Origin of the sequence: Streptomyces sp. NPDC048417 (genome assembly GCF_040651615.1) — a bacterium.
In the GTDB taxonomy this organism is placed as follows: Bacteria; Actinomycetota; Actinomycetes; order Streptomycetales; family Streptomycetaceae; genus Streptomyces.
The window spans coordinates 163,753-187,941 of record NZ_JBEZKI010000014.1 but is presented as its reverse complement, the minus strand read 5'-3'; the positions used below and the strand labels follow the sequence as shown (position 1 = coordinate 187,941).

General features: G+C 72.3%; 24 protein-coding genes and 1 pseudogene. 14 read left to right on the top strand and 11 right to left on the bottom strand.

Annotation, left to right across the window (positions count from 1 at the left end; all coding sequences use genetic code 11):
• Positions 1–196 precede the first annotated feature (196 nt).
• Both AB0D59_RS23135 and cobI read left to right on the top strand, forming a co-directional pair.
• Positions 197–805: pseudogene (locus tag AB0D59_RS23135) on the top strand (cobyrinic acid a,c-diamide synthase); the annotation flags it as partial.
• On the top strand, positions 790–1,554 hold the full coding sequence (cobI, locus tag AB0D59_RS23130; RefSeq protein WP_362568319.1) for a precorrin-2 C(20)-methyltransferase: 765 nt from the start codon (positions 790–792) through the stop codon (positions 1,552–1,554). The pseudogene AB0D59_RS23135 and the gene cobI, both read left to right, overlap by 16 nt.
• A gap of 5 nt (positions 1,555–1,559) precedes the next feature.
• Here cobI and AB0D59_RS23125 read toward each other — a convergent pair whose 3' ends face one another.
• Positions 1,560–2,288: a ZIP family metal transporter gene (locus AB0D59_RS23125; RefSeq protein ID WP_362568316.1), complete on the bottom strand. Its 729-nt coding sequence runs from the start codon at positions 2,286–2,288 to the stop codon at positions 1,560–1,562.
• An 84-nt stretch (positions 2,289–2,372) separates the two neighbouring features.
• Between AB0D59_RS23125 and cobM the strand changes: the two genes are divergently transcribed.
• From cobM to cobC, 6 genes are read left to right on the top strand one after another with little or no spacing between them, the layout of a single operon-like run.
• Positions 2,373–3,233 carry a precorrin-4 C(11)-methyltransferase gene (gene cobM, locus AB0D59_RS23120; RefSeq protein ID WP_362568313.1) on the top strand — a complete coding sequence of 287 codons (861 nt, stop codon included), beginning with the start codon at positions 2,373–2,375 and terminating at the stop codon, positions 3,231–3,233.
• Positions 3,230–4,462 carry a precorrin-6y C5,15-methyltransferase (decarboxylating) subunit CbiE gene (gene cbiE / locus AB0D59_RS23115; protein WP_362568310.1) on the top strand — a complete coding sequence of 411 codons (1,233 nt, stop codon included), beginning with the start codon at positions 3,230–3,232 and terminating at the stop codon, positions 4,460–4,462. Before cobM ends, cbiE begins: the two co-directional genes overlap by 4 nt.
• The gene (cobJ, locus tag AB0D59_RS23110; RefSeq protein WP_362568307.1) at positions 4,459–6,162 is read left to right on the top strand and encodes a precorrin-3B C(17)-methyltransferase; all 1,704 of its coding nucleotides are present in this window, start codon (positions 4,459–4,461) and stop codon (positions 6,160–6,162) included. The genes cbiE and cobJ overlap by 4 nt, the downstream gene beginning before the upstream one ends.
• Positions 6,159–6,743 carry a precorrin-8X methylmutase gene (locus tag AB0D59_RS23105; RefSeq protein WP_362568304.1) on the top strand — a complete coding sequence of 195 codons (585 nt, stop codon included), beginning with the start codon at positions 6,159–6,161 and terminating at the stop codon, positions 6,741–6,743. The genes cobJ and AB0D59_RS23105 overlap by 4 nt, the downstream gene beginning before the upstream one ends.
• On the top strand, positions 6,740–7,666 hold the full coding sequence (locus AB0D59_RS23100; protein ID WP_362568301.1) for a sirohydrochlorin chelatase: 927 nt from the start codon (positions 6,740–6,742) through the stop codon (positions 7,664–7,666). The genes AB0D59_RS23105 and AB0D59_RS23100 overlap by 4 nt, the downstream gene beginning before the upstream one ends.
• Positions 7,656–8,741 carry an Rv2231c family pyridoxal phosphate-dependent protein CobC gene (gene cobC, locus AB0D59_RS23095; RefSeq protein WP_362568298.1) on the top strand — a complete coding sequence of 362 codons (1,086 nt, stop codon included), beginning with the start codon at positions 7,656–7,658 and terminating at the stop codon, positions 8,739–8,741. Before AB0D59_RS23100 ends, cobC begins: the two co-directional genes overlap by 11 nt.
• 112 nt (positions 8,742–8,853) lie before the next feature.
• Here the strand turns inward: cobC and AB0D59_RS23090 are convergent, their stop codons facing one another.
• From AB0D59_RS23090 to AB0D59_RS23070, 5 genes are all read right to left on the bottom strand, one after another.
• Complete coding sequence (locus tag AB0D59_RS23090; protein ID WP_362568295.1) at positions 8,854–9,759, bottom strand: SCO1860 family LAETG-anchored protein; 906 nt, start codon at positions 9,757–9,759, stop codon at positions 8,854–8,856.
• A 142-nt stretch (positions 9,760–9,901) separates the two neighbouring features.
• Positions 9,902–10,993, bottom strand: a complete 1,092-nt coding sequence (locus AB0D59_RS23085; RefSeq protein WP_362568292.1) for an amidohydrolase family protein — start codon at positions 10,991–10,993, stop codon at positions 9,902–9,904.
• A 96-nt stretch (positions 10,994–11,089) separates the two neighbouring features.
• Positions 11,090–11,881 carry an amino acid ABC transporter ATP-binding protein gene (locus AB0D59_RS23080; RefSeq protein ID WP_362568289.1) on the bottom strand — a complete coding sequence of 264 codons (792 nt, stop codon included), beginning with the start codon at positions 11,879–11,881 and terminating at the stop codon, positions 11,090–11,092.
• Positions 11,878–12,711, bottom strand: a complete 834-nt coding sequence (locus AB0D59_RS23075; RefSeq protein ID WP_362568286.1) for an amino acid ABC transporter permease — start codon at positions 12,709–12,711, stop codon at positions 11,878–11,880. The genes AB0D59_RS23080 and AB0D59_RS23075 overlap by 4 nt, the downstream gene beginning before the upstream one ends.
• Positions 12,708–13,562, bottom strand: coding sequence for a transporter substrate-binding domain-containing protein (locus AB0D59_RS23070; RefSeq protein ID WP_362568283.1), 855 nt, complete (start codon positions 13,560–13,562; stop codon positions 12,708–12,710). The genes AB0D59_RS23075 and AB0D59_RS23070 overlap by 4 nt, the downstream gene beginning before the upstream one ends.
• 227 nt (positions 13,563–13,789) lie before the next feature.
• Between AB0D59_RS23070 and AB0D59_RS23065 the strand changes: the two genes are divergently transcribed.
• From AB0D59_RS23065 to thpD, 5 genes are all read left to right on the top strand, one after another.
• Positions 13,790–14,890 carry an aminotransferase class V-fold PLP-dependent enzyme gene (locus AB0D59_RS23065; protein WP_362568545.1) on the top strand — a complete coding sequence of 367 codons (1,101 nt, stop codon included), beginning with the start codon at positions 13,790–13,792 and terminating at the stop codon, positions 14,888–14,890.
• A gap of 338 nt (positions 14,891–15,228) precedes the next feature.
• Complete coding sequence (gene ectA / locus AB0D59_RS23060) at positions 15,229–15,744, top strand: diaminobutyrate acetyltransferase (protein ID WP_360481607.1); 516 nt, start codon at positions 15,229–15,231, stop codon at positions 15,742–15,744.
• Positions 15,745–15,755: 11 nt separating this feature from the next.
• A complete protein-coding gene (ectB, locus tag AB0D59_RS23055) occupies positions 15,756–17,027 on the top strand; it encodes a diaminobutyrate--2-oxoglutarate transaminase (RefSeq protein WP_362568280.1) in 1,272 nt (423 codons plus the stop codon).
• A 31-nt stretch (positions 17,028–17,058) separates the two neighbouring features.
• The gene (locus AB0D59_RS23050) at positions 17,059–17,457 is read left to right on the top strand and encodes an ectoine synthase (protein WP_351496114.1); all 399 of its coding nucleotides are present in this window, start codon (positions 17,059–17,061) and stop codon (positions 17,455–17,457) included.
• Between the two features lie 2 nt (positions 17,458–17,459).
• Positions 17,460–18,347, top strand: coding sequence for an ectoine hydroxylase (gene thpD, locus AB0D59_RS23045; protein ID WP_362568277.1), 888 nt, complete (start codon positions 17,460–17,462; stop codon positions 18,345–18,347).
• 237 nt (positions 18,348–18,584) lie between these two features.
• Here the strand turns inward: thpD and AB0D59_RS23040 are convergent, their stop codons facing one another.
• The 4 genes from AB0D59_RS23040 to AB0D59_RS23025 form a co-directional block, all read right to left on the bottom strand.
• The gene (locus AB0D59_RS23040; RefSeq protein WP_362568274.1) at positions 18,585–19,646 is read right to left on the bottom strand and encodes an aminotransferase class V-fold PLP-dependent enzyme; all 1,062 of its coding nucleotides are present in this window, start codon (positions 19,644–19,646) and stop codon (positions 18,585–18,587) included.
• A 97-nt stretch (positions 19,647–19,743) separates the two neighbouring features.
• Complete coding sequence (locus AB0D59_RS23035) at positions 19,744–20,460, bottom strand: DsbA family oxidoreductase (protein WP_362568271.1); 717 nt, start codon at positions 20,458–20,460, stop codon at positions 19,744–19,746.
• 73 nt (positions 20,461–20,533) lie between these two features.
• Positions 20,534–21,037 carry a GNAT family N-acetyltransferase gene (locus AB0D59_RS23030; RefSeq protein ID WP_362568268.1) on the bottom strand — a complete coding sequence of 168 codons (504 nt, stop codon included), beginning with the start codon at positions 21,035–21,037 and terminating at the stop codon, positions 20,534–20,536.
• The gene (locus tag AB0D59_RS23025; RefSeq protein ID WP_362568265.1) at positions 21,034–22,011 is read right to left on the bottom strand and encodes a helix-turn-helix domain-containing protein; all 978 of its coding nucleotides are present in this window, start codon (positions 22,009–22,011) and stop codon (positions 21,034–21,036) included. The genes AB0D59_RS23030 and AB0D59_RS23025 overlap by 4 nt, the downstream gene beginning before the upstream one ends.
• 70 nt (positions 22,012–22,081) lie before the next feature.
• Between AB0D59_RS23025 and AB0D59_RS23020 the strand changes: the two genes are divergently transcribed.
• Positions 22,082–23,467, top strand: coding sequence for an MFS transporter (locus tag AB0D59_RS23020; RefSeq protein ID WP_362568262.1), 1,386 nt, complete (start codon positions 22,082–22,084; stop codon positions 23,465–23,467).
• On the opposite strand, the gene AB0D59_RS23015 is transcribed toward AB0D59_RS23020, so the two are convergent.
• On the bottom strand, positions 23,427–24,035 hold the full coding sequence (locus AB0D59_RS23015; RefSeq protein ID WP_362568259.1) for a DUF1349 domain-containing protein: 609 nt from the start codon (positions 24,033–24,035) through the stop codon (positions 23,427–23,429). The genes AB0D59_RS23020 and AB0D59_RS23015 overlap by 41 nt on opposite strands.
• Between the last annotated feature and the right edge of the window lie 154 nt (positions 24,036–24,189).

Here is a 24,189-nt window from a genome sequence, read left to right as displayed (position 1 = left end):
CGGGGTGGATGGCAGGGGCCCGCGATCTGTGCCGGACGGGGTGGATGGCAGGGGCCCGCGGCCTGTGCCGGACGGGGTGGATGGCAGGGGCCCGCGATCTGTGCCGGACGGGGTGGATGGCAGGGGCCCGCGGCCTGTGCCGGACGGGGTGGATGGCAGGGGCCCGCGGCCTGTGCCGGACGGGGTGGATGGCAGGGGCGTGCGGCCTGTGGTCGCCGTCGCTTCCGGGGCCGCCTTCACCTTCTCCTATGCCGAGCACACCGAGTTGCTCGCCGCCGCCGGGGCCGAGGTCGTGCCGTTCGATCCGCTTCGGGACGAGCAACTGCCGGACGGGACAACGGGGTTGGTCGTCGGCGGGGGTTTCCCCGAGGTGTACGCCGCCGAGCTGTCCGCCAACGAGCCGCTGCGCAAGGCCGTCGGTGCCCTCGCTCACAGCGGTGCTCCGGTCGCCGCCGAGTGTGCCGGGCTGCTCTATCTGTGCCAGGAGCTGGACGGGCTGGCGATGTGCGGCGTGCTGGATGTCCGGGCGCGGATGAGCGAGCGGCTGACTCTCGGCTACCGGGACGCGGTCGCCGTGAGCGACAGTGTGCTGGCCGTCGCCGGGACCCGGATGCGGGGGCACGAGTTTCACCGGACCGCGGTCGAGCCGGGGGCCGGTGCGGCGCCCGCGTGGGGTGTACGTACCCCCCGGCCGCGGGTCGAGGGTTTTGTACAGCAGGGTGTGCACGCGAGTTATCTGCACACGCACTGGGCGTCCGAGCCCGGTGTGGCCCGAAGGTTCGTGGAGAGGTGCCGGACGTCATGAGCAGCAGCAGGTTGATCGGAGTCGGGGTGGGGCCCGGTGACCCCGAGCTGGTGACCGTGAAGGGCGTCAACGCCCTGCGTGCCGCCGATGTGGTCGTCGTACCCGTCATGGCTGGGCCTGAGGGAAAAGACGTCGGTGAGCAGGGGCGTGCCGAGGCCACCGTGCTGCACTACGTCGGCGCGGAGAAGGTCGTCCGGGTCGTGTTCGCGCTGAACGAGCGCAGTGACCGGGGGCGGCGCGAGGCAGCCTGGGACGCGGCGGGGACCAAGGTCGCCGAGTTGCTGCGGGAGCGCGGGTCCGTCGCCTTCGCCACCATCGGGGATCCGAATGTCTATTCGACCTTCACCTACCTCGCGCAGACCATCGCCGGGCTGGTCCCGGACGTGGTCGTGGAGACCGTGCCCGGCATCACCGCCATGCAGGACCTCGCCGCCCGTTCCGGTGCCGTGCTCACCGAGGGGACCGAGCCGCTGACGCTGGTGCCGGTGACGGCGGGTGCCGAGGTGCTGAAGGACGCGCTGAGCGGGCCGGGGACGGTCGTGGCGTACAAGTTCGGGCGGCAGGCCGGTGCGGTCGCCGAGGCGCTGCGGGAGACCGGGCGGATCGAGGACGCGGTGTGGGGGTCGGCGCTGGGGCTGGACGAGGAGTCCATCCGGCCCGCTGCCGAGCTGGACGGTTCCCCGCTGCCGTATCTCTCCACGCTCATCGCACCGCCGCGCCGGGACGGTGGCAGAGGCGGGAAGCTGTGAGCGCCTCAGCCCGAGATGCCCACCACCAGCCAGATGAAGGCGGCCCCGGCCACCGTGCACAGCAGGGTGGAGCGCGCGGGGTGTTCGTGATGGGCCTCGGGGAGGATCTCGGCGGCGGCCAGATACAGCAGGACGCCCCCGAAGAGGCCGAGATAGCCGCCGAGCACGGTCTCCGGGATGGTGAAGAAGACGGTCGACAGGGCGCCCAGGACGGGTGCGCAGGCGTCGGCGATCAGCATGCCTATCGCCCGGCGGCGCGCGTTGCCGTAGAGGCTGGTGATGGTGAACGTGTTGAAGCCGTCCGCGAAGTCGTGCGCGATCACGGCCAGCGCGACCGCCGCGCCCATGCCGCCGCCCACCTGGAAGGCCGCGCCGATCGCCACGCCGTCCATGGCGCTGTGCCCGACCATCGCGCCGGCCGCCGTCAGGCCCACCTCGGGCGCCCGGTGACCGTGCTCGGCGCCGCCGTGCGCGGCCTGGCGCAGGGCCAGCGTGCGTTCCACCAGATGGGCCAGCAGGAAACCGGCCACGAAGAGCAGCAGGGCGGCCGGTACGCCGAAGATCTCCCGGCCGGCCGCGCGCAGCGCCTCCGGCAGCAGGTCGAGGCCGACCACCCCGAGCATCAGGCCGCCGGCCAGGCCCAGGACCAGATGGCGACGGTCGGTCACGCGCTGTGCCGTCCAGCCGCCGGCCAGCGTCATCAGGAACGCGCCGAGCGCGACGAAGACCGCCATGTGCCCTTGCTATCCGATCGACCCGCCCCAGCGCACATCCAGCAGCACCCGTAACACCCTTTGTCCAGAGAGGACCGAATTTCCATGGCCGATGCCGCTGCCTCTGCCGCTGCCGTCGCCGCTGTCTCCGGCGGCGCCCCCGCCGGCAAGGTGACCTTCGTCGGTGCCGGCCCCGGCGCCGCCGATCTGCTGACGTTCCGGGCCGCGCGCGCGATCGCCGAGGCCGACGTGGTGATCTGGGCCGCGAGCCTGGTCCAGGCGGAGGTCCTCCAGCACGCGCGCGAGGACGCCGAGATCCTCGACTCGGCCACGATGTCGTTGGAGGACGTCGTCGCCGTGTACGAGCGGGCCCGGGCGCAAGGACTGCGGGTCGCCCGTATCCACTCCGGTGATCCGGCCCTGTGGGGCGGTACCCAGGAGCAGGTCGACCGGTGTGCCGGGATCGGCGTCGAGGTCGAGATCGTGCCGGGCGTGTCCTCCTTCTCGGCCGTCGCCGCGCTCGCCCAGCGGGAGCTGACCATTCCCGAGGTCGCCCAGTCCGTCGTCCTGACCCGGCTCGGCGGCGGCAAGACGCCGATGCCGCCGGGCGAGGAGGTACGGGAGTTCGCCCGGCACGGCACCACCATGGCGATCTTCCTCTCCGCCGCGCGCAGCGGGCAGCTGGTGCGGGAGCTGCTGGAGGGCGGCTATCCGACGTCCACGCCGGTGGTCGTCGCCTACCAGGCGACCTGGCCGGAGGAGCTGGTCGTGAAGTGCACGATCGAGACGCTGGAGGAGACGGTCAAGGAGCACAAGCTCTGGAAGCACACCCTGTTCCTGGTCGGCCCCGCCCTGGACGCCCACGGCACCCGCTCGCACCTCTACCACCCCGGCCACTTCCACGGTTTCCGCAAGGCCGACCCTCAGGCCCGGCGGGCCCTGCGTGAGCGGGGGGCGAGTACGTGATCACGGTCTTCGGTACCGGGACGGGGGCGCCGCTCCCGACGGACGCGCTGGCCGGGGCCGAGCTGGTGGTCGGCGGGCGGCGGCACCTGGACGCCGTGCGGCTGCCGGAGGGCGCCGAGCGGATCGTCCTAGGGCCGCTGGCTCCCGCGCTCGACGCCATCGAGGAGTACGCCGGCAAGGACCGGTCCGTGGCCGTGCTGGCCTCCGGCGACCCCGGGTTCTTCGGGATCGTGCGGGCGCTGGCCGAGCGGTTCGGGCCGGAGCGGCTGGAGGTGCGGGCCGGGGTGTCGTCCGTCGCCGCCGCGTTCGCACGGGTCGGGCTGCCGTGGGACGACGCGGTGGTGGTGAGCGCGCACGGGCGGGAGCCGCGTACGGCGGTCCACGTCTGCCGGGCGCATCCGAAGGTGGCGGTGCTGACGGGTCCGGGGGCGGGCCCGGCGGAGCTGGGGGCCGCGGTGCCGGCGGACCGGCGGCTCGTCGTCGCGAGCGCGCTCGGTGACCCGGAGCGGGAGCGCGTCGAATGGGTCACGCCCGCCGAGGCCGCCGGCCGGGACTGGGGAGCGGACGTCAGCGTGGTGCTCTGTCTGGACCCGGCGCGGGCGCTCGGTGCGGTGCGTACCGTCGCCGGTGTTCCCGCCGGGCCCGCCCGATGGGCCCTGGACGAGCGGGAGTTCGCGCACCGGGACTCGATGATCACCAAGTTCGAGGTACGGGCGCTGGCGCTGGCCCGGCTCGGGCCGCGCCTCGGCGACCTGGTCTGGGACGTCGGCGCGGGTTCCGGGTCGGTGGCGGTGGAGTGCGCCCGGCTGGGGGCGGCCGTCGTCGCCGTGGAGAAGGCCGCGGACGGGGTCGAGCGGATCGCCGCCAACGCGCGGGCGCACGGCGTGTACGTGGACGTGGTGCACGGTACGGCGCCCGGGGTCCTGGCCGGACTCCCCGATCCCGACGCCGTGTTCGTCGGCGGCGGGGGCCGTGAGCTGCCCGCCGTGGTCGGCGCCTGCGCGCTGCGGGCCCGGCGGTCGGTGGTGGTGGCGCTGGCCGCCCTGGACCGGGTGCCGGCGGCGCGCGAGGCGCTGACCGGTGCCGGGTTCTCCTGCGACGGGGTGCTGCTGCAGTCCTCGCGTCTCACGCCGCTGCCCGGAGAGGTCACCCGGCTGGCGGCGGCCAATCCCGTGTTCCTGCTGTGGGGGAATCGAATCCCCCTTTCCGAAGAAGGAGTTGCTCAGTGATCGGCCTCATTTCCGCCACCGCGGCGGGGGCGGCGGCACGCGACCGGCTGGCCGCGGCGTGGCCGGACCGCACGCGGGTGTACGACGGTCCGGTCGGGGACGCCGTGCGGTCCGCGTTCGCGGAGTGCGGGCAACTGGTGTGTTTCCTGGCCACGGGTGCGGTGGTCCGGCTGATCGCCCCGCTGCTGGGCGATAAGACGGCCGACCCCGGTGTGGTGTGTGTCGACGAGGGCGGGCGGTTCGCCGTGTCCCTGGTCGGCGGGCACGCCGGCGGTGCGAACGAACTCGCCCGGGAGGTGGCCGAGGTACTGGCCGCGCAGCCGGTGGTGACCACCGCGACGGACTCCGTCTCACTGCCCGGCCTCGACACCCTGGGCTTCCCGGTCGAGGGCTCGGTGGCGACCGTGTCACGGGCCCTGCTGGACGGTGAACCGGTCGCCCTGCGCACCGAGTTGACGTGGCCGCTGCCCCCGCTGCCGCTGGCCGGGGAGGGCGCGTACACGGTCCGGCTGACCGACCGCGCGGTCGAACCCGCCGAGCGCGAGGTGCTGTTGCGCCCGCCGTCCCTCGTCGTGGGCGTCGGCGCCTCCAAGGGCGCTCCCGTCGACGAGGTGCTCACCCTGATCGAGGGCGCCCTGCGGGACGCGGGACTCTCCCCTCGTAGCATCGCCGAGCTCGCCACCGTCGACGCCAAGGCCGAGGAGCCCGGCATCGTCGACGCGGCCGCGCGGCTCGGAGTCCCCCTGGTGACGTACGCCGCCGAGGAGTTGGCCGCGGTAGCGGTGCCCAACCCCTCCGGCGCGCCCCTGGCCGCCGTCGGCACCCCGTCCGTCGCGGAGGCCGCCGCCCTCGTGCGCGGCGGCGAACTGCTCGTCCCCAAGCGGAAGTCGGCCCCCGAGAACGGCCGGCCCGCCATGGCGACCTGTGCCGTCGTACGGCGACTCGCGCGCGGCCGGCTCGCGGTCGTCGGGCTCGGACCCGGCGCCCGCGATCTGCTCACCCCGCGCGCCAAGGCCGAACTCCGGCGCGCCTCCGTGCTCGTCGGGCTCGACCAGTACGTCGACCAGATCCGCGACCTGCTGCGGCCCGGTACCCGCGTCCTGGAGTCGGGGCTCGGCGCCGAGGAGGAGCGGGCGCGGACCGCGGTCGCCGAGGCGCGGGCCGGGCATGCCGTCGCCCTGATCGGCAGCGGGGACGCCGGCGTGTACGCGATGGCCTCCCCCGCGCTCGCCGAGGCCTCCGACGACATCGACGTGATCGGCGTCCCGGGTGTCACCGCCGCGCTCGCCGCCGGGGCGATCCTGGGCGCGCCGCTCGGCCACGACCATGTCTCCATCAGCCTGTCCGACCTGCACACGCCGTGGGAGGTCATCGAGCGCCGGGTGCGGGCCGCCGCCGAGGCGGACATCGTGGTGACCTTCTACAACCCGCGCTCCCGGGGCCGCGACTGGCAACTGCCGAAGGCGCTCACGATCCTCGCCGAGCACCGCGAGCCGACGACGCCGGTCGGTGTCGTACGCAACGCCTCGCGCCCCGAAGAGTCGAGCCGGGTGACCACCCTGGGCGCGCTGGACCCGGCCTGGGTCGACATGATGACCGTCGTGACCGTGGGCAACACCGCGACCCGGAACATCGCCGGGCGCATGGTCACCCCGCGCGGTTACCGCTGGCAGGAGAGCGCGTCGGAGGGGGCCGAGTGAACCGGGTCGTCCACCCCATCGAGGAGGAGTCCTTCCGGCGGCTGCGGGCCCGCCTGGACACCTCGCACTTCCCGCCGCTGACCCGGGCCGTCGTGGAGCGGGTCATCCACTCCGCGGCCGACCTGGAGTACGCGACCGACCTCGTGACCGACGAGGGCGACCTGGCGAAGGCGCATGCCGCGCTGCACGCCGGGGCGCCGGTCGTCGTGGACGTGGAGATGGTCGCCGCCGGGATCACCCGCCGGAAGACCGTGTGCCGGCTGAGGGACGCCGAGTCCGGTCCGGGCCTGACCCGTTCGGCGCACGCGATCCGCCTCGCGTACGAGCAGGTGGGCCCCGGCGCGCTCTGGGTGATCGGCAATGCGCCGACCGCCCTGGAGGAGCTGCTGACGCTGGACGCCTCCCCCGTGCTCGTCATCGGCCTGCCCGTCGGCTTCGTCGGCGCGGCCGAGTCCAAGGCCGCGTTGCGGGAGAGCGGGCTGCCCGCCGTCAGCAACGTGTCCGAGAAGGGCGGCTCGGCGGTCGCCGCCGCCGCGCTCAACGCCCTGCTGTACCACCCCACTTCCGAGGAGACGCTGTGACCACCCCGCCCGCCCTGCTCATCGCCGGCCATGGCACCCGGGACGAAGCCGGGGCCGAGGCGTTCCGTGACTTCGTACGGGAGCTGGGGCGCCGCCACCCCGAACTGCCCGTCGCCGGCGGCTTCATCGAGCTGTCCCCGCCCCCGCTGGGCGAGGCCGTGACCGATCTCGTCGAGCGGGGGGTACGACGGTTCGCCGCCGTGCCGCTGATGCTGGTCTCCGCCGGGCACGCCAAGGGCGACATCCCGGCCGCGCTGGCCCGGGAGAAGGAACGGCACCCGGGGATCTCGTACACGTACGGGCGTCCGCTGGGCCCGCACCCCTCGCTGCTGGCCGTCCTCGAGCGGCGGCTGGACGAGGCGCTGGGCACCGGCGAGGGACGCGCCCCGATGGACCGGGCGGACGTGACCGTGCTGCTGGTGGGCCGGGGCTCGACGGACCCGGACGCCAACGCCGAGGTGCACAGGGCGGCGCGGCTGCTGTGGGAGGGGCGCGGGTACGCCGGTGTGGAGACGGCGTTCGTGTCGCTGGCCGCGCCGGACGTGCCGAGCGGACTCGACCGGTGCCTGAAACTGGGGGCGCGCCGGATCGTCGTCCTCCCGTACTTCCTGTTCACCGGGATCCTGCCGGAGCGGGTGCGGCAGCAGACCGAGGGCTGGGCGGCCGCGCACCCCGAGGCCGAGGTGCGCTCGGCGGACGTCATCGGGCCCGAGCCGGAGCTGGTCGACCTGGTGATGGAGCGGTACCGGGAGGCGGCCGCCGGCGAGGTGCGGATGAACTGCGACTCGTGTGTGTACCGGATCGCGCTGCCCGGTTTCGAGGACAAGGTGGGGCTGCCGCAGCAGCCGCACTTCCATCCCGACGACGACGGCCACGACCACGGGCACCACCATCACCACGGCGGGCACGCGCATGCGCACTGACGAGGGTTCCGGCGGCTCCGGAGACGGACACGATCTGCGGCACCACGGCGACGCCGAGGTCCGTGACGGCGGTTCCGCGCTGATCGACCTCGCGGTCAACGTACGGGCCGACACTCCCCCGGCCTGGCTGCGGGAGCGGATCGCCGGGTCCCTGGGCGGTCTCGCCGCCTACCCCGACGGGCGGCCGGCGCGGGCGGCGGTCGCGGCGCGGCACGGGCTGCCGGTGGAGAGGGTGCTGCTGACGGCGGGCGCGGCGGAGGCGTTCGTGCTGCTGGCGCGTGCGCTGAAGGTGCGCCGGCCGGTGGTGGTGCATCCGCAGTTCACCGAGCCGGAGGCGGCGCTGCGGGATGCGGGGCACACCGTGGAACGGGTGCTGCTGCGGGAGTCGGACGGCTTCCGGCTCGATCCGGCGGCCGTGCCGGAGGACGCCGACCTGGTGCTGATCGGCAATCCGACCAACCCCACGTCGGTACTGCATCCCGCCGAGGCGATCGCCCGGCTCGCCCGGCCCGGGCGGACGCTGGTGGTCGACGAGGCGTTCATGGACGCGGTGCCGGGCGAGCGGGAGGCGCTGGCCGGACGGACCGATGTGCCGGGGCTGGTGGTGCTGCGCAGTCTGACGAAGACATGGGGGCTGGCCGGGTTGCGGGTCGGCTATGTGCTGGCCGCGCCGGAGACCGTCGCCGAGCTGGCGCGGGCGCAGCCGCTGTGGCCGGTGTCGGCGCCGGCGCTGGTGGCGGCCGAGGCGTGTGTGGCGCCGCGGGCGCTGGCGGAGGCGGCGCATGCGGCGCACCGGGGCGCGGCCGACCGGGCCCATCTGGTGGCGGGACTCGAGGAGTTCGCGCCGGAGGGAGTGTGGGTGGCGGGGCCCGCGGAGGGGCCGTTCGTGCTCGTCCGGATGGCCGGGGCGGCCGCGGTGCGCCGGCAGTTGCGGGTGTTGGGGTACGCGGTGCGCCGAGGGGACACGTTTCCGGGGCTGGACGAGCAGTGGATGCGGGTCGCCGTGCGGGACCGGGGGACGGTGAACGGGTTCCTGCTGGCGCTGGATCGGGCGCTGACCTTGATACGCGGCTGAGGAGAGGGGGAACTGCGCGCCGTTGCCGGGTGCCGGATGAGTGCGGCTGGTCGCGCCCGCGCGGCGGTAGCCGCGGATCGACTACCGCCCCGCGCCCCTGGACAGCAGGGCGTCAGCGTCGGCGTCGGGCCAAGGTCACCGCTCCTGTGCCCGCCAGAAGCAAGGCCAGCGCTCCTGACACGACATACGGCGTCACCGAACTCCCGCCCGTCTCCGCGAGCTTGGTCTCCTTCGTGGAGGCGCCCTGAGGCTTGACGTCGGTCACCGGGTCGGCCGGGTCCGACGGGGCGGCCGGGTCCGGCGGCGTCTCGCAGGTCGCCTTCGCCAGGGTCAACGTTCCTTCCACGTCGGCCACGTTCAGCTTCAGCGGGTTCACGGAGATCTTGAGTTCGAGGGCGCTGGCCGCCGCCGTGTTCGACGTCGTCTCGCGCTGGGAGAGGTCGAGGCGGACCTCGCCGACGCCGGGGACCTTGACGTCGGTGGGGCCGCCCGCGCTGAGTGTCACGCGCTTGCCGAGGACCGTGACGGCGCCGAGCACGTTCGCGGAGGCCACCGGCTGCCTGCCGGTCTCGCAGGTGGCCTTGGAGGTGACCGTGTCGAGTTCGACGAGGGACAGCAGGGGCAGGCCGGGCAGGTGCAGCCGGGCGTGGGCGAGGTGGACCGAGCCCTCGGCCAGGCTGTCGGAGACCGTCGCCCTCGCCGAGGCGACCTCCGCGCCGAGGACGTTGAACGGCTTGCCGCCGTCCACTCCGTCGAGCGTGGCGGTCAGCGCGGTGCGGTCGGCGCTGCGCGGTGCCTGGACCTCGTTCAGGGAGAGGGCGAGCGGGACGTTCACGGTCTTGCTGAGGAGGGAGACGTCCAGGCCGGTGCGGAGGACGACCGCGCTCGCGCGGCCCTGGTCGGTGGTCGCGTGTGCGGTGCCGGCGCCGGCCAGGGCCGCGGGACCGGCGACCAGGGCGGTGGCCGTCGCGACGGTCGCGAGACGGCGTGCGGGCATACGGAATGTGTCGCTGTTCAAGGCGGTGGGACCCCCAGAGGAAACTTGCTCGGGACCCGCCAAGAATTACGCACTGTGGGTGAACAGGTGGCAATCCTCCGTCACTTCACTCATTAGTGGACTTTCCGTGAATGTATTCGAGTCGCCGGGCACAGGCGTTCCTTTACTCGACGACCTGCCCGTTCAGCACCACCCGACGGGGGGACGCGAGGACGCGTACGTCCGCGCGCGGGTCGCTCCCGTACACCACCAGGTCCGCCGGTGCGCCCTCCTCCAGACCGGGCCTGCCGAGCCAGGCGCGGGCCGCCCAGCTGGTCGCCGCGAGCGCGTCGACGGGCGGGATCCCGGCGGTGACCAGCTCGGCGACCTCGCCCGCGACCAGGCCGTGGGCGAGGCTGCCGCCGGCGTCCGTGCCGACGTACACCGGGATGCCGGCGTCGTAGGCGCCGCGGACGGTGTCGTAGCGGCGCTCGTGGAGTCGGCGCATATGGGCCGACCAGCGCGGGAACCTGGCCTCGCCGCCCGCCGCGAGGTCGGGGAAGGTGGCGATGTTGACGAGGGTCGGGACGATGGCGACACCGCGCGCGGCGAAGAGGGGGATCAGCTCGTCCGTCAGGCCCGTCGCGTGCTCGATGCAGTCGATGCCGGCCTCGACCAGGTCCTGGAGCGAGTTCTCGGCGAAGCAGTGGGCGGTGACCCGGGCGCCGAGCCGGTGCGCCTCCGTGATCGCCGCCTCCACCGCGTCCCGCGGCCAGCTGGGGGCGAGATCGCCGAGGTCACGGTCGATCCAGTCGCCGACCAGCTTGACCCAGCCGTCGCCGCGCCGGGCCTCCTGGGCGACGTACGCGACCAGGTCCGCCGGCTCGATCTCGTGGGCGAAGTTCCTTATGTAGCGGCGGGTGCGGGCGATGTGCCGGCCGGCCCGGATGATCTTCGGGAGGTCCTCGCGGTCGTCGACCCAGCGGGTGTCGGAGGGCGACCCGGCGTCCCGGATCAGCAGCGTGCCGGCCTCGCGGTCGGTGCGGGCCTGCTTCTCGGCGGTCGCCGCGTCGACCGGGCCCTCCGGGCCGAGGCCGACATGACAGTGGGCGTCCACCAGCCCGGGGAGGGCCCAGCCGTCGACCGTCGTGATGTCACGGGCGTGGGCGGGGCGGTCGTAGGAGACGCGACCGCCCACCACCCACAGTTCGTCGCGGACGTCCTCGGGTCCCACGAGGACCCTGCCCCTCACGTGCAGCACCGCCTGATCGCTCATGGGCCTCAGCCTAGGACGACCGGGAGCACCTCATCGATGCGGCAGGGGTCGGCATCCGGGGCGAGGTCCAGGTGGGCGGGCGCGACGAGGGCCCTGTCAGTCGGCCCCGCCCGCTTGCTCGGAGGACTCCTCCTCCACCTGCGCCATGGCCGGGTCGAGCAGCCGGGACAGGAAGTGGCGGGTGCGGTCGTGGGCCGGGTTGCCGATCACCTGGTCCGGTGTGCCGTCCTCGACGACGACTCCCCCGTCCATGAAGACGACCCGGTCGGCGACCTCCCGCGCGAAGGTCATCTCGTGGGTGACCACCATCATGGTCATGCCCTCCCGGGCCAGCATCCGCATCACCGCCAGCACGTCCCCGACCAGCTCCGGGTCGAGGGCCGACGTCGGCTCGTCGAAGAGCATCACCTCGGGGCCCATCGACAGCGAGCGGGCGATCGCCACGCGCTGCTGCTGGCCGCCGGAGAGGGAGGCGGGGTAGGCGTCCGCCTTCTCCGAGAGGCCGACGCGGGCCAGGTTCTCGGCGGCCACGCGCGCGGCCCGCGCCTTGTCCCGCCGGAGCACCCGCCGCTGCGGCAGCGTGAGGTTCTCGGTCACCGTGAGGTGCGGGAAGAGGTTGAACTGCTGGAAGACCATGCCGATACGGCGGCGTACGGCGTCGATGTCGACATCGGGGTCCGTCAACTCCGTTCCGCCGACGAACACCCGGCCCTTGGTGGGCTCTTCAAGGAGGTTGACGCATCGGAGCAACGTGGACTTGCCGGAGCCCGACGGGCCGATGACGCACACGACCTCGCCCTGGCCGATCTCCAGGTCGATGCCGCGCAGCACCTCGTTGTCGCCGAAGGACTTGTGCAGGTCCTTGACCTCGATCTCGGGGCGGCTCATTTGACGGCCTCCTGGGCCTTCGCCTCCATACGGCGCACCACGAAGCCGAGCGGGATCGTGACCAGCAGGTAGCACAGGCCGGCGACGAGGATCGGCGTGGAGTTGGCGGTCGTACTGGCCAGGTCACGGCCGTACTTGGACAGTTCGCGCTCCTCCAGGGTGACGCCGAGGAACAGGACCAGGGAGGAGTCCTTGAACAACAGGACCAACTCGTTGGTCAGGGGCGGGAGGATGATGCGGAACGCCTGCGGGATGACGATCGAGACCATCGCGCGGGCCGGGGAGAAGCCCAGCGAACGGGCCGCCTCCAGCTGGCCCTTGGGGACCGCCTGGATGCCGGCGCGGATCGTCTCGGCCATGTAGGCGGCGGCGACCAGGCCGAGGGCCAGGGCCACCTTGCCGTAGGTGCCGCCGATGATCTCCGTGCCGGGGAAGGCGAGCGGGACCGCGACCCCGATGAAGATGAAGATCAGCAGGGCGGGCAGGCCGCGGAAGATCTCGATGTAGATACCGGCCAGCCAGCGGTAGGGGCCGACGGAGGACAGCCGCATCAGCGCGATCAGCATGCCGAGCGCCAGGCCGACGGCGAAGCCGGACACCGTGTACAGCACGGTGTTCTTCAGCGCCAGCGTGATGACGTCCGGGAACATCTGCCGGGCGATGTCCCACTGGGCGAACTGGTTCCGCAGCCGTCCCCAGTCGGCGCCGACCGCGAAGGCGACCACGGCGGCGACGAAGACGACGTACTGCACACCGCGCGACAGCCGGCGCTTCTGCCGCCGGGTCAGGCCCTTCTTGCGAGGCTGGAGTTCTACGTCCGTGGCGGTCATGAGGCTGCGGGAGACGTGGCCGCCGCGTCGTACGGTCCGATCCACTTCTCGTACAGCTTCTTGTACGTGCCGTCGGCCTTGGCGTCCGCGATCGCCTTGTTGACGGCGGCGAGGAGCTTGGTGTTGCCCTTCTTGACCGTGAAGCCGTACTGCTCACCGGTGTTGATCTGCCCGGCGACCTGGAAGGCGGCCGCGTTGGCCTTGTCCTTCAGCCAGCCCTGGACCACCGGGTAGTCGATGACGACGGCCTTGACCTGGCCGGTGCGCAGGCCGTTGAGGACGGCGTCGGAGGACTCGAAGGAGACCGGGTCGAAGCCCTGCTTCTTGACATAGTCCTCGCCGGTGGTCTGCGCCTGGGCGCCCAGCTGGACCTTCTTGGCCTTGGCGTCGGCGAGCGAGGTGATGCCGCTGTCCTTGCCGACCAGGAGGGCCTGGGTGGCGTCGAAGTAGGGGTCGGAGAAGTCGACGTTCTTCTTGCGCTCGGCGGTGATGGTCATGCCGGCCGCGGCCAGGTCGCACTCGCCGGAGTTGAGGAAGGCGCCGGTCTTGAAGTTCTCGAACGGCGTGTCGAGGATCTGCTGCTTCACGCCGAGGTTCTTGGCGACCAGGTCGATCATCGACACGTCGAAGCCCTGCACCTTGCCGTCGATCTCCGACTGGAACGGCGGGTACGGCAGGTGGGTGCAGGTGGTGAGCTGGCCGGCCTTGACGAGTTCGACCCCGCCCGCGGCCGTTCTGGAGGCGCTGGAGCCGTTGCCGCTCGACGTGCAGCCGGCCACGAGGGCCAGCCCGGCCGCGGCGGTGGCGGCGGCCAGGGCGCGAGCCCGGCGGCGCCCGAGGAGCGTGGTCACGAGACCTCCCGTAGGTCTGTGGGGCTCCCGTGAGGCAGTGAGGGAGCTTTGGATTCCGGTTCTGCGGGTTCCGATTATAAGGAGATGTTTGGGTATCTCAAACCAAACCGATGGCTGTGAGGCCGTCCGGCCTAAGAAGTCGCCGGTCACCACCGGTCCCAGGGGTGCACCGGGTGCCGGTTACGCTCATGCTGATCTGCCCCTCCGTGAGCGAAGAGAGCACCGCCGTGACCCACCCCTTCCTCGACCTGCCCCCGCTGAGCGCCGCACACTTCGCCGCCATCGAGGACCGCGTGGCCCGGTTGCTGGAAACCCGGGAGACCGTCGTGATCACGCAGGGCGAGGCGCTGCTGCCACTGGAGGGCGCGATCAGGGCGACGGCCGGGCCGGGGACGACCGCGCTGAACGTGATCACCGGCCCCTACGGGCAGACCTTCGGGAACTGGCTCCGGGACTGCGGCGCGACGGTGATCGACCTCACGGTGCCGTTCCACACGGCCGTGACGGCCGCGCAGATCCGGGAGGCGTTCGCCGAGCACCCGGAGATCGACTTCGTGTCCCTGGTGCACGCGGAGGCGGCGACCGGCAACACCAACCCGGTCGCGGAGATCGGCGCGGTGGTACGGGAGCAGGGCGCCCTCTTCTACCTGGACGCGGTCGCCTCGGTCGGGGCCGAGCCGGTACTGCCGGACGCCTGGGGCGTGGACCTGTGCGTGATCGGGGCGCAGAAGGCGATGGGCGGTCCGGCCGGCGTCTCGGCGGTGTCGGTGAGCGAGCGAGCGTGGGCCCGGATGGCGGCCAACCCGCAGGCCCCGCGCCGGTCGTATCTGTCGCTGCTGGACTGGAAGGAGCGCTGGGTCGACGGCGGCCGCAAGGTGCTGCTGCACGCGCCGGCGCAGCTGGAGATGCTCGCCCTGGAGGCGTGCCTGGAGCGGATCGAGGCGGACGGACTGGAGACGGTGATGCGCCGTCACCGTACGGCCGCGCTGGCCACCCGGGCCGGCGCGGTGGCCCTGGGCGGCGGCCTGGAGCCGTACGTGTACGAGGAGTCGGACGCGGCGCCGGTCGCCACGACACTGCGGGTGCCCTCGGGGGTGGTGGCCTCCGAACTGGTCGCCGGGGCACTGGCGGACGACGGCACGCTGCCGCTGGCCGCGGGCGGGGGCGCGCTGGCCGCGGAGATGATCCGGGTGAACCACTACGGGGTGGACGCGACGGTGGGCGCGGTCCGATCGAGCCTGGCGGCGCTCGGCGCGGGGCTGGCGAAGCAGGGCCGGACGGTGGACCTGGAGGGGGCCCGGCGGGCGGTGGAGTCCGTCTGGCGATAGGGGACGGAAATGGCCGGGTGGCGCCACTGCCGGTGCCACCCCCGCCGAGGGATCTGGCCCCGCCGTCGACGGCATATCGAAAGCGTTAAGAGCGCCTGAATTCAAAGAAATTCCGAATTCCCTTTTGAGTGATGGCTTACCCGAGATCTTCTGCCCGCTTTTTGCGGAGCTAAACCGGGGGAATTTCATCCAGGTTTCAACCCTGTGACGCACCCCACATAAGCGGGTCATTTGCCCGGTTTGTGGTGGGAAATATCGGTACATACGGGCACGGCGGATGGGGCTGGCAACAGCACCGGCCGTGCATTTTTGCATTTGCCTCGCTAAATTCAGTCCGTATGACCGCCCCACAAGCAGACCTGATCGTCGAGCGCCCGATGGTGACCGACGGCGCCGCCCTGTGGCGTATCGCAAAGGATTCCGGAAGCCTCGATCTGAACTCCTCGTACAGCTATCTGCTGTGGTGCCGGGATTTCGCCGGCACGTCGGCGGTGGCGCGCGGCGCGGACGGCGAGCCCGTCGGATTCGTGACCGGATACACCCGGCCGGACCGCCCGGACACATTGCTCGTCTGGCAGGTGGCCGTGGACGCCGTGCAGCGCGGCCGCGGCGTCGCGGCCCAGCTGCTGGACGGGCTCACGGCGCGGGTGGCCGCCGAACAACCGCTCACCGCCGTCGAGACCACCATCACGCCCGGGAACACCGCCTCCGAGCGGCTGTTCACCTCGTACGCCGCCCGGCACGGCGCCACCGTCGAGCGCACCGTGCTGTTCGAGGCCGGCGAGTTCCCCGACGGTCCGCACGATCCCGAAGTCCTTTATCGCATCGGCCCCTTGACCCCCACATCGCACTGAGGAGCCTCCCTGTGACCATCACCCAGCCCGACCTGAGTGTCTTCGAGACCCTGGAGTCCGAGGTCCGCAGCTACTGCCGTGCCTGGCCGACCGTGTTCGACCAGGCCCGGGGCAGCCGGATGTACGACGAGGACGGCCACGAGTACCTGGACTTCTTCGCCGGCGCCGGATCACTCAACTACGGCCACAACAACCCGGTGCTGAAACGGGCGTTGCTCGACTATCTGGAACGCGACGGGGTCACCCACGGCCTCGACATGTCGACCACCGCCAAGCGGTCGTTCCTCCAGGCCTTCCAGGACCTGGTGCTGCGGCCGCGCGACCTGCCGTACAAGGTCATGTTCCCCGGGCCGACCGGCACCAACGCCGTGGAGTCCGCGCTGAAGCTGGCGCGGAAGGTGAAGGGGCGCGAGGCGATCGTGTCGTTCACCAACGCCTTCCACGGGATGTCCCTCGGGTCGCTGGCCGTCACCGGCAACGCGTTCAAGCGGGCCGGGGCCGGGATCCCGCTGGTGCACGGGACGCCGATGCCGTTCGACAACTACTTCGAGGGGACCGTCCCGGACTTCCTCTGGTTCGAGCGGCTGCTCGAGGACCAGGGGTCGGGCCTCAACAAGCCCGCCGCGGTGATCGTGGAGACCGTGCAGGGCGAGGGCGGCATCAACGTCGCCCGCCCCGAATGGCTGCGCGCCCTCAAGGAGTTGTGCGAGCGGCAGGACATGCTGCTGATCGTCGACGACATCCAGATGGGCTGCGGGCGGACCGGCGCCTTCTTCTCCTTCGAGGAGGCCGGGATCGTCCCCGACATCGTCACGGTGTCGAAGTCCATCAGCGGCTACGGGCTGCCCATGTCGCTGTGCCTCTTCCGGCCCGAGCTGGACGTCTGGGAGCCGGGCGAGCACAACGGCACCTTCCGCGGCAACAACCCCGCCTTCGTCACCGCGACCGCCGCCCTGGAGACCTACTGGACCGACGGCCCGGCGATGGAGAAGCAGACCCGGGCCAAGGGCGAGCAGGTCGAGCAGGCGCTCATCGCGATCGTCGAGGAGAACCTCGCCGACGTGCGGGAGTACCGGGGCCGGGGCCTGGTGTGGGGCATGGAGTTCCACGAGAAGGCGCGGGCCGGGCGGATCGCCAAACGCGCATTCGAACTGGGGCTGCTCATCGAGACGTCGGGGCCGGAGAGCGAGGTCGTCAAGCTGCTGCCCGCCCTGACCACCACCCCGGACGAGCTGGACGAGGGGCTGAGCATCCTCGCCCGGGCCGTCCGGGAGACCGTCTGACCAGGATCTAGCAAGGAGGCTGTACACCACCGTGATCGTCCGTTCGTTCAAGGAGATCGAAGGCACCGACCGGCATGTCAAGGCCGCGTCCGGGACCTGGGAGAGCAAACGCATCGTCCTCGCCAAGGAGCGGGTCGGCTTCTCGGTGCACGAGACGATCCTCTACGCGGGCACGGAGACGTCGATGTGGTATGCCAACCACATCGAGGCCGTGGTCTGCGTCGAGGGCGAGGCCGAGCTGACCGACCGCGAGACCGGGACGTCGTACACGATCACGCCCGGCACCATGTACCTCCTCGACGGGCACGAGCGGCACACGCTGCGCGTCAAGGAGGACTTCCGCTGCATCTGCGTGTTCAACCCGCCGGTCACCGGCCGGGAGGACCACGACGAGAACGGCGTCTATCCCCTGCTGACGGAGGAGGGCTGACCATGACCACGATCACCGACCTGTACCCGAGCCGTGGCCCGGTCGAGGTCTCCGTACCCCGCAAGGACCCGGTCGTCTGGTCGGCGCCCGGTGCGGCCGGGCCGATCGCCACGGACCGGCTGGAGGAGTTCGAGCGGGACGGCTTCCTCGCCATCGACCAGCTCCTCGCGGACGACGAGGTCGCCGTGTACCGGGAGGAACTGGAGCGGCTGGTCGCCGACCCGGCGATCCGGGCCGACGAGCGCTCGATCGTCGAGCCGAAGTCCAAGGAGATCCGCTCGGTCTTCGAGGTGCACCGGATCAGCGAGGTGTTCGCGAACCTGGTGCGCGACCAGCGGGTGGTCGGCCGGGCCCGGCAGATCCTCGGCTCGGACGTGTACGTCCACCAGTCGCGGATCAACGTCAAGCCCGGGTTCGGGGCCAGTGGCTTCTACTGGCACTCGGACTTCGAGACCTGGCACGCCGAGGACGGGCTGCCGAACATGCGGACCGTGTCGGTCTCGATCGCGCTGACCGAGAACCACGACACCAACGGCGGGCTCATGATCATGCCCGGCTCGCACCGGACGTTCCTGGGCTGCGCCGGCGCCACGCCCGAGGACAACTACAAGAAGTCGCTGCAGATGCAGGACGCGGGCACGCCCTCGGACGAGGCGCTGACCGCGATGGCCGGCGAGTACGGCATCAAGCTGTTCACGGGCCGGGCCGGTTCGGCGACCTGGTTCGACTGCAACTGCATGCACGGCTCCGGCGACAACATCACGCCGTTCCCACGCAGCAACGTCTTCATCGTGTTCAACAGCGTGGAGAACGCGGCGGTGGAACCCTTCTCGGCCCCGGTCCGCCGACCGGAATTCATTGGGGCGCGGGACTTCACGCCCGTGCGGTGAAACACATCCACAGCCGACCGGCCCGCCGCGCAGCGGCCATCGGACACCGCATCGGGGCGCGGGACTTCACGCCCGTGCGGTGAAACACATCCACAGCCGACCGGCCCGCCGCGCAGCGGCCATCGGACACCGCATTGGGGCGCGGGACTTCACGCCCGTGCGGTGATCCCCCCCTGAACCGGCCGGGCCGGGACCTCCCGTGGGACGGGGTCCCGGCCCGGTCGTATCCGCGTCCCCTCAGCCGCCGAGCACGTCCAGCAGTCGGTCCACGTCCGCGGCGGTGTTGTACAGGTGGAACGCGGCCCGCAGGTTGCCCGCCCGGTTGGAGACCTCGATGCCGGCGCGGCTCAGTTCCGGCTGGCGGCCGCCGAGCCCCGGCACCGAGACGATCGCCGAACCCGGGGCAGGCCGGGGCGCGTGGCCGAGGGCGGCGAGTCCGGCCCGGAACCGGTCGGCGAGGGCCACGTCGTGGGCGTGGACGGCGGCCACCCCGAGTTCCTCGATCAGGCCGAGGGAGCGGCGCAGCCCCGCGAAGGTGAACAGGGCGTGGGTGAGGTCGAACCGCCGTGCGGAGTGCGCGAGTTCGGTGACCGGGCCGTAGCAGCTGTCCCACGGTTGCTCGCCCGCGACCCAGCCGGCGAGCAGCGGGGTCAGCCCGCCGAAGTCCTCGGGGACCACGAGGAACGCGGTGCCGTGCGGGCCGAGCAGCCACTTGAAGGAGGCCGCGGCCGAGAAGTCGTAGCCGTCGGCGTCCATCGGGAGCCAGCCGGCCGCCTGGGAGAAGTCGACGTAGGTACGCGCCCCGTGCTCGCGGGCGGCCTCCCGCAGGGCGGGGAGGTCGGCGAGGCGGCCGTCCGAGGACTGGGCGGCGGTGACCGCGACCAGCGCGGTACCGGGGCGGACCGACTCGGCGATCCGTTCCAGCGGCACCGCGCGGACCTTGAGGTCGCCGCGGACGTGGAACGGGTTCAGCACGGAGGTGAAGTCGTCCTCGGCGGTGAGGACTTCGGCGCCCGCGGGCAGCGAGGCGGCGATCACCCCGGAGTGCGCGGCGACGGATGCGCCCACCGCGACCCGGGTCGCGGGGACACCGGCCAGCCTGGCGTACGCGGCCCGGCTGGCCTCCACGTCCTCGTAGAGCGAGGTCAGCGGACGGCCCTCGGCCCGCAGCAGGGCCGCCTGGTGCAGGGCGGCGACGGTGCGGGCCGGCAGCAGGCCGTTGCTGGCGGTGTTCAGATAGGTGCTCTTCGGGGTGAACTCGGCGCGGACGAGGCTCTCGAACGTCTCCGTGGTCTCCATGGCTCCACTCTGCGGCCCACGGAACCCCCCGTCCATTGCGGATTTTTACCCAGAACCGCTAAGCACTGCTTATACGACCGCCCTGACCTGGTATTTCTCAGTGCTGCGGGACCGCGCACCCGTCCGGCCCGCAGGCCTCGGCGCCACCCTGGTCGATGAGCTGGAGCGGGGAACGCGCACCCCAGGCCTGGCTGAGCGCCTGGGTGAAGACCTCGGCGGGCTGGGCGCCGGAGACCCCGTACTTCCGGTCGAGGACGAAGAAGGGCACCCCGTTCGCGCCGAGCTGGGCTGCCTCACGCTCGTCGGCGCGGACGTCGTCGGCGTAGCGGTCCGGGTCGGCGAGCACCCCGCGCACGGCGTCCTCGTCCAGCCCGGCCGCCACGGCCAGCTCGACGAGCCGCTCGGCGCCCTCGGTGAAGAGCGACCGCTCCTCGGCGAAGTTCGCCCGGTACAGAATCTGGATCAGCTCGTCCTGCCGGCCGTGCTCCTTGGCGAAGTGCAGCAGCCGGTGCATGTCGAAGGTGTTGCCGTGGTCCCGGCCGCGGGTCTGGTAGCCGAGGCCCTCGGCGGCGGCCTGGGCACCCAGGTTGTCCTCGCCGGCCTGGGCCTGCGCCTCGCTCATGCCGTACTTCTTGCTGAGCATGGCGAGCACCGGCTGGACGTCGTCCTTGGCGCGGCCGGGGTCCAGCTCGAAGGAGCGGTGCACGACCTCGACCTCGTCACGGTGCGGGAAGGCGGCGAGCGCCTTCTCGAAGCGGGCCTTGCCCACGTAGCACCAGGGGCAGGCGATGTCGCTCCAGATCTCGACGCGCATGTTCTCGGCTCTCCAGCTCGTCCGGCCGCGGAGACCGTCTCCGCCCGGTGCACGAACGTTCAAGCAGCCCGGTTCATTCCCCGGGCACCGAGAAGCGCAGGAACAGGTGGTGGTCGCCCTCGGCGGGCGGGTTCTCCGGATCCGGGACCCAGCCCTGGCGGGCGTAGAAGGCCTGGGCCCGCCGGTTGTCGACGTGCACGTCGAGCACGGCCGTCCGCGTGCCGTCGGCCTGCCACTCCTCCACGCAGGCCGTGTGCAGGGCGGTGCCGATACCGGCACGCCAGTCGCCGGGGTCGACGTGGAACTGGAACAGCTTGACCGTTTCCGCGGACGCGCCCTCCGGGGTACGGAACGAGGCGATGCCGACGATCCGGCCCTGCGCGACGGCGCACAGCACATGCCCGTCGGAGCGCGCGATGGAGCCGCGCCAGGCCTCGGCCCAGTCGATGTCGTCCTGCGGGACGCCGTCCGGGTAGTACGTCGAACGGGCCCGGGAGTGCAGTTCGGCGATGGTCTCGGCTTCGGCGGACAGGGCGGTGCGGATCACCAGCGCGTCGGCCACACGGTCACTGATCATGCAACGGAGGACGTGACCGCGTCCGCGCCGGTTCCGTGCCGGCTGAACTGGGCGCGATAGCTGCTCGGGGTGAGGCCGGTGCGGCGGACCAGGTGGGCGCGCAGGGAGTCCGCGGTGCCGAGACCGCAGGCGGCGGCCACCTGGTCCATGGGGAGCACGGTGGTCTCCAGTAGTTCCCTGGCCCGTTCGACGCGCTGGTGCAGCAGCCACTGCAGCGGGCTGACCCCGCTCTCGGCGTGGAAGCGGCGGGTGAGGGTGCGTACGGAGACACCGGCGTGCCGGGCCAGGTCGGTGAGGGTGAGCGGCTTGTCGAGGTTGCGCATGGCCCAGCCGCGGGTGTCGGCACAGGCGGTGCCCCGTTCGGGCGGCAGCGGGGTGTGGGTGAACTGGGTCTGGCCGCCGGGCCGTACCGGCGCGACCAGGGCGAGGCGGGCGACCTCGTTGGCGACGGCGGCGCCGTAGTCGGTGCGGATGAGGTGCAGGCACAGGTCGATGCCGGCGGCGTAGCCGGAGGAGGTGAGGAACTGGCCGTCCTGGGCGTACAGGACGTCGCCCTGGACCTCGATGTCGGGGTGCCGGCGGCGCAGTTCCTCGGCGTGCGCCCAATAGGTGGTCGCCCGGCGCCCCTTGAGCAGTCCGGCCTCGGCGAGCGAGAAGGCGCCGGTGCAGATGGAGGCGATACGCACCCCCGCCTCGGCCCTCTCGCGCAGCGCCGCCAGCACCCGCGGGTCCGGCGAGTAGAGCTTGCCGGTGCCCGCCACGATCACGGTGTCCGCCTTCCGCAGCACCTCCAGGCCGTGCGGGATGTGCAGGTCCAGGCCGCCCGTGGTGGGTACGGGGCCGGGGTCCGGCGCGCAGATCACCACCTCGTAGCCGGGCCGCCCGTCGACCTCGACCTTGTCGAACAGCAGCTCGGGGATGGCGAGGTTGAACATCGACACGGGCGGGGACGCGACGACCGCGACACGCAGCATGGCCAGAACCTCCGGAAGCATGGCGTTCAGGCCACTACTGTACGACGGACCGGATCACCAGCATGGACCCATGCCAACCAACCAGAAGCAACGGTCCGCCCGACTCTCCACCGAGAGGGGCGACTTGAAGAAGGGGCACACTCCCGCCCGCACCCTGACCGCCGCCCTGCTGGGCTTCGCGCTGATCACCCTCGACGCGTCCGTGGTGAACGTCGCCCTGCCCGCGATCGGTTCCGCGCTCGGCGGCGGACTGTCCGGGCTCCAGTGGGTGGTGGACGCCTACACGCTGGCCTTCGCCGCTCTGATGCTCTCCACCGGCGCGTTCGCGGACCGGGCGGGGGCGAGCCGGGCGTACGCACTCGGCATCACCGTCTTCGCCCTCGCCTCGGCGGCCTGCGGCCTGGCTCCGACCCTCCCGGTGCTGATCGGCGCGCGGGTGGTGCAGGGCGTCGCGGCGGCCGTCGTCCTGCCGGCGTCCCTGTCCCTGGTCCGGCAGGCGTACACCGATCCCGCGCGGCGCGCGAAGGCGGTGGCGCTGTGGGCGGCCGGCGGTTCGGTCGCGGTGGCGCTGGGCCCGGTGGCGGGCGGCGCGCTGACCACGGTCTGGGACTGGCGCGGGATCTTCTTCATCAACCTGCCGCTGGGCGCGGTCGCGTTGCTCCTGCTGGTGGGCGCACCGCGCTCGGAGCGCCGTCCGGCCCCCCTGGACCTGCCGGGCCAGCTCACGGCCGTGATCGCGCTGACGGCCCTCACCTTCGCGGTCATCGAGGGCGGTACGACGGGACTCGCGGCCTTCGCCGTGGCGGTGGCGGCCGCCGTCCTGTTCGTCCGCGTCGAGGGACGGCAGGCGCACCCCGTCGTGCCGCTCGGACTGTTCCGGAACCGGGCGGTACGCGTGTCCGTGGCGGCCGGGGCGGCGTGCAGCGTGGCCTTCTACGGCGTGGTGTTCGTCTTCTCGCTCTTCTTCCAGCAGGTCCAGGGCCGTTCGGCGCTGTACACCGGGCTGCTGTTCCTGCCGATGTCCGGGCTGATCGGGGTGACCAACGTGGTGTCCGGAAAGCTGGCCGGCCGCTACGGTCCGCGGCTGCCGATGCTGATCGGCCAGGCACTGGCCGCGGCCGGTCTGCTGGCCCTGCTGTCCGTCGGCCCCGGCACGCCCACCGCCGTGGTGGCCGTCCTGCTCGTCCCGATGGCGCTCGGCTGCGCGCTGACCATTCCGCCGCTGACCGCCGTGATGATGGACGCCGTACCGGCCGAGCGGGCGGGCCTGGCGGCCGGGGTGCTCAACGCGGCGCGGCAGGTGGCCGGCGGACTCGGGATCGCGGTGTTCGGCGCCCTGGTCAACGGCGGCTTCGCCACCGGAACGCGGGCGAGCCTGGCGCTGGCCGCGGCCCTGTTCGCCCTGACCTTCCTGCTCAGCTTCCGTCGCGCAGATCGTCCGGCCAGCCGGGCCTGAACTCGATGTGGTCGTACGTCACCACACAGCCCTCGCCGAGCGGCGACTGGGTCATGAAGCCGACCAGTGCGGCCTCCGTCTCCTTCTCGCCGCCGAGCGTGAACAGCCGCACGAAGACCCACTTCCTGCCGTCGCGGGAGGCGTGGAAGGCCAGTGCCCGTCCGGTCCGGCTGATCCGCAGCCAGACCGAACTCCCGTCCACCGTGAAGGAGTTGGAGTCGTCGGAGTGTCCCCGGGTGACCACCGTGCAGACGGTGGGCACGTCCGGGGAGTTCTCCAGGCAGAGCTTGGCCCAGGCCCGGTCGCCCACGTGGACGTACAGCACCCCGGCGTCGAAGGCGGCACCGAAGCCGACGGTGACCCGGGCGATCAGCTGGAAGTCCCCCTCGGGCGCCCCGAGCAGCCGGGGCGCGTCCGAGGCGGGATCCAGGGCCTCCCCGGTGGGCGACACGAACCGATCCTGCCGGGCCCCGGCCCACCCGGTGAGCACACCGTCCTCGTAGAACCAGTGCCCGTCGGGCCCGTAGGTACGGAGGGGGAAGGGTAGTTCGGGAAGTTTCACGTCCATGGTCGAATTGTGTCAGCAGAACTTCGAAGCCGACCAAGGTACAGCCAACCCAAGGGGCGCGGGGCTGTGTCGATATGCGGCTCCGCCGCGTGGGCGCGACCAGCCACAACGGACCGGCACCCCGCGACGCACCCGCACCCGCACCCCCTACGGC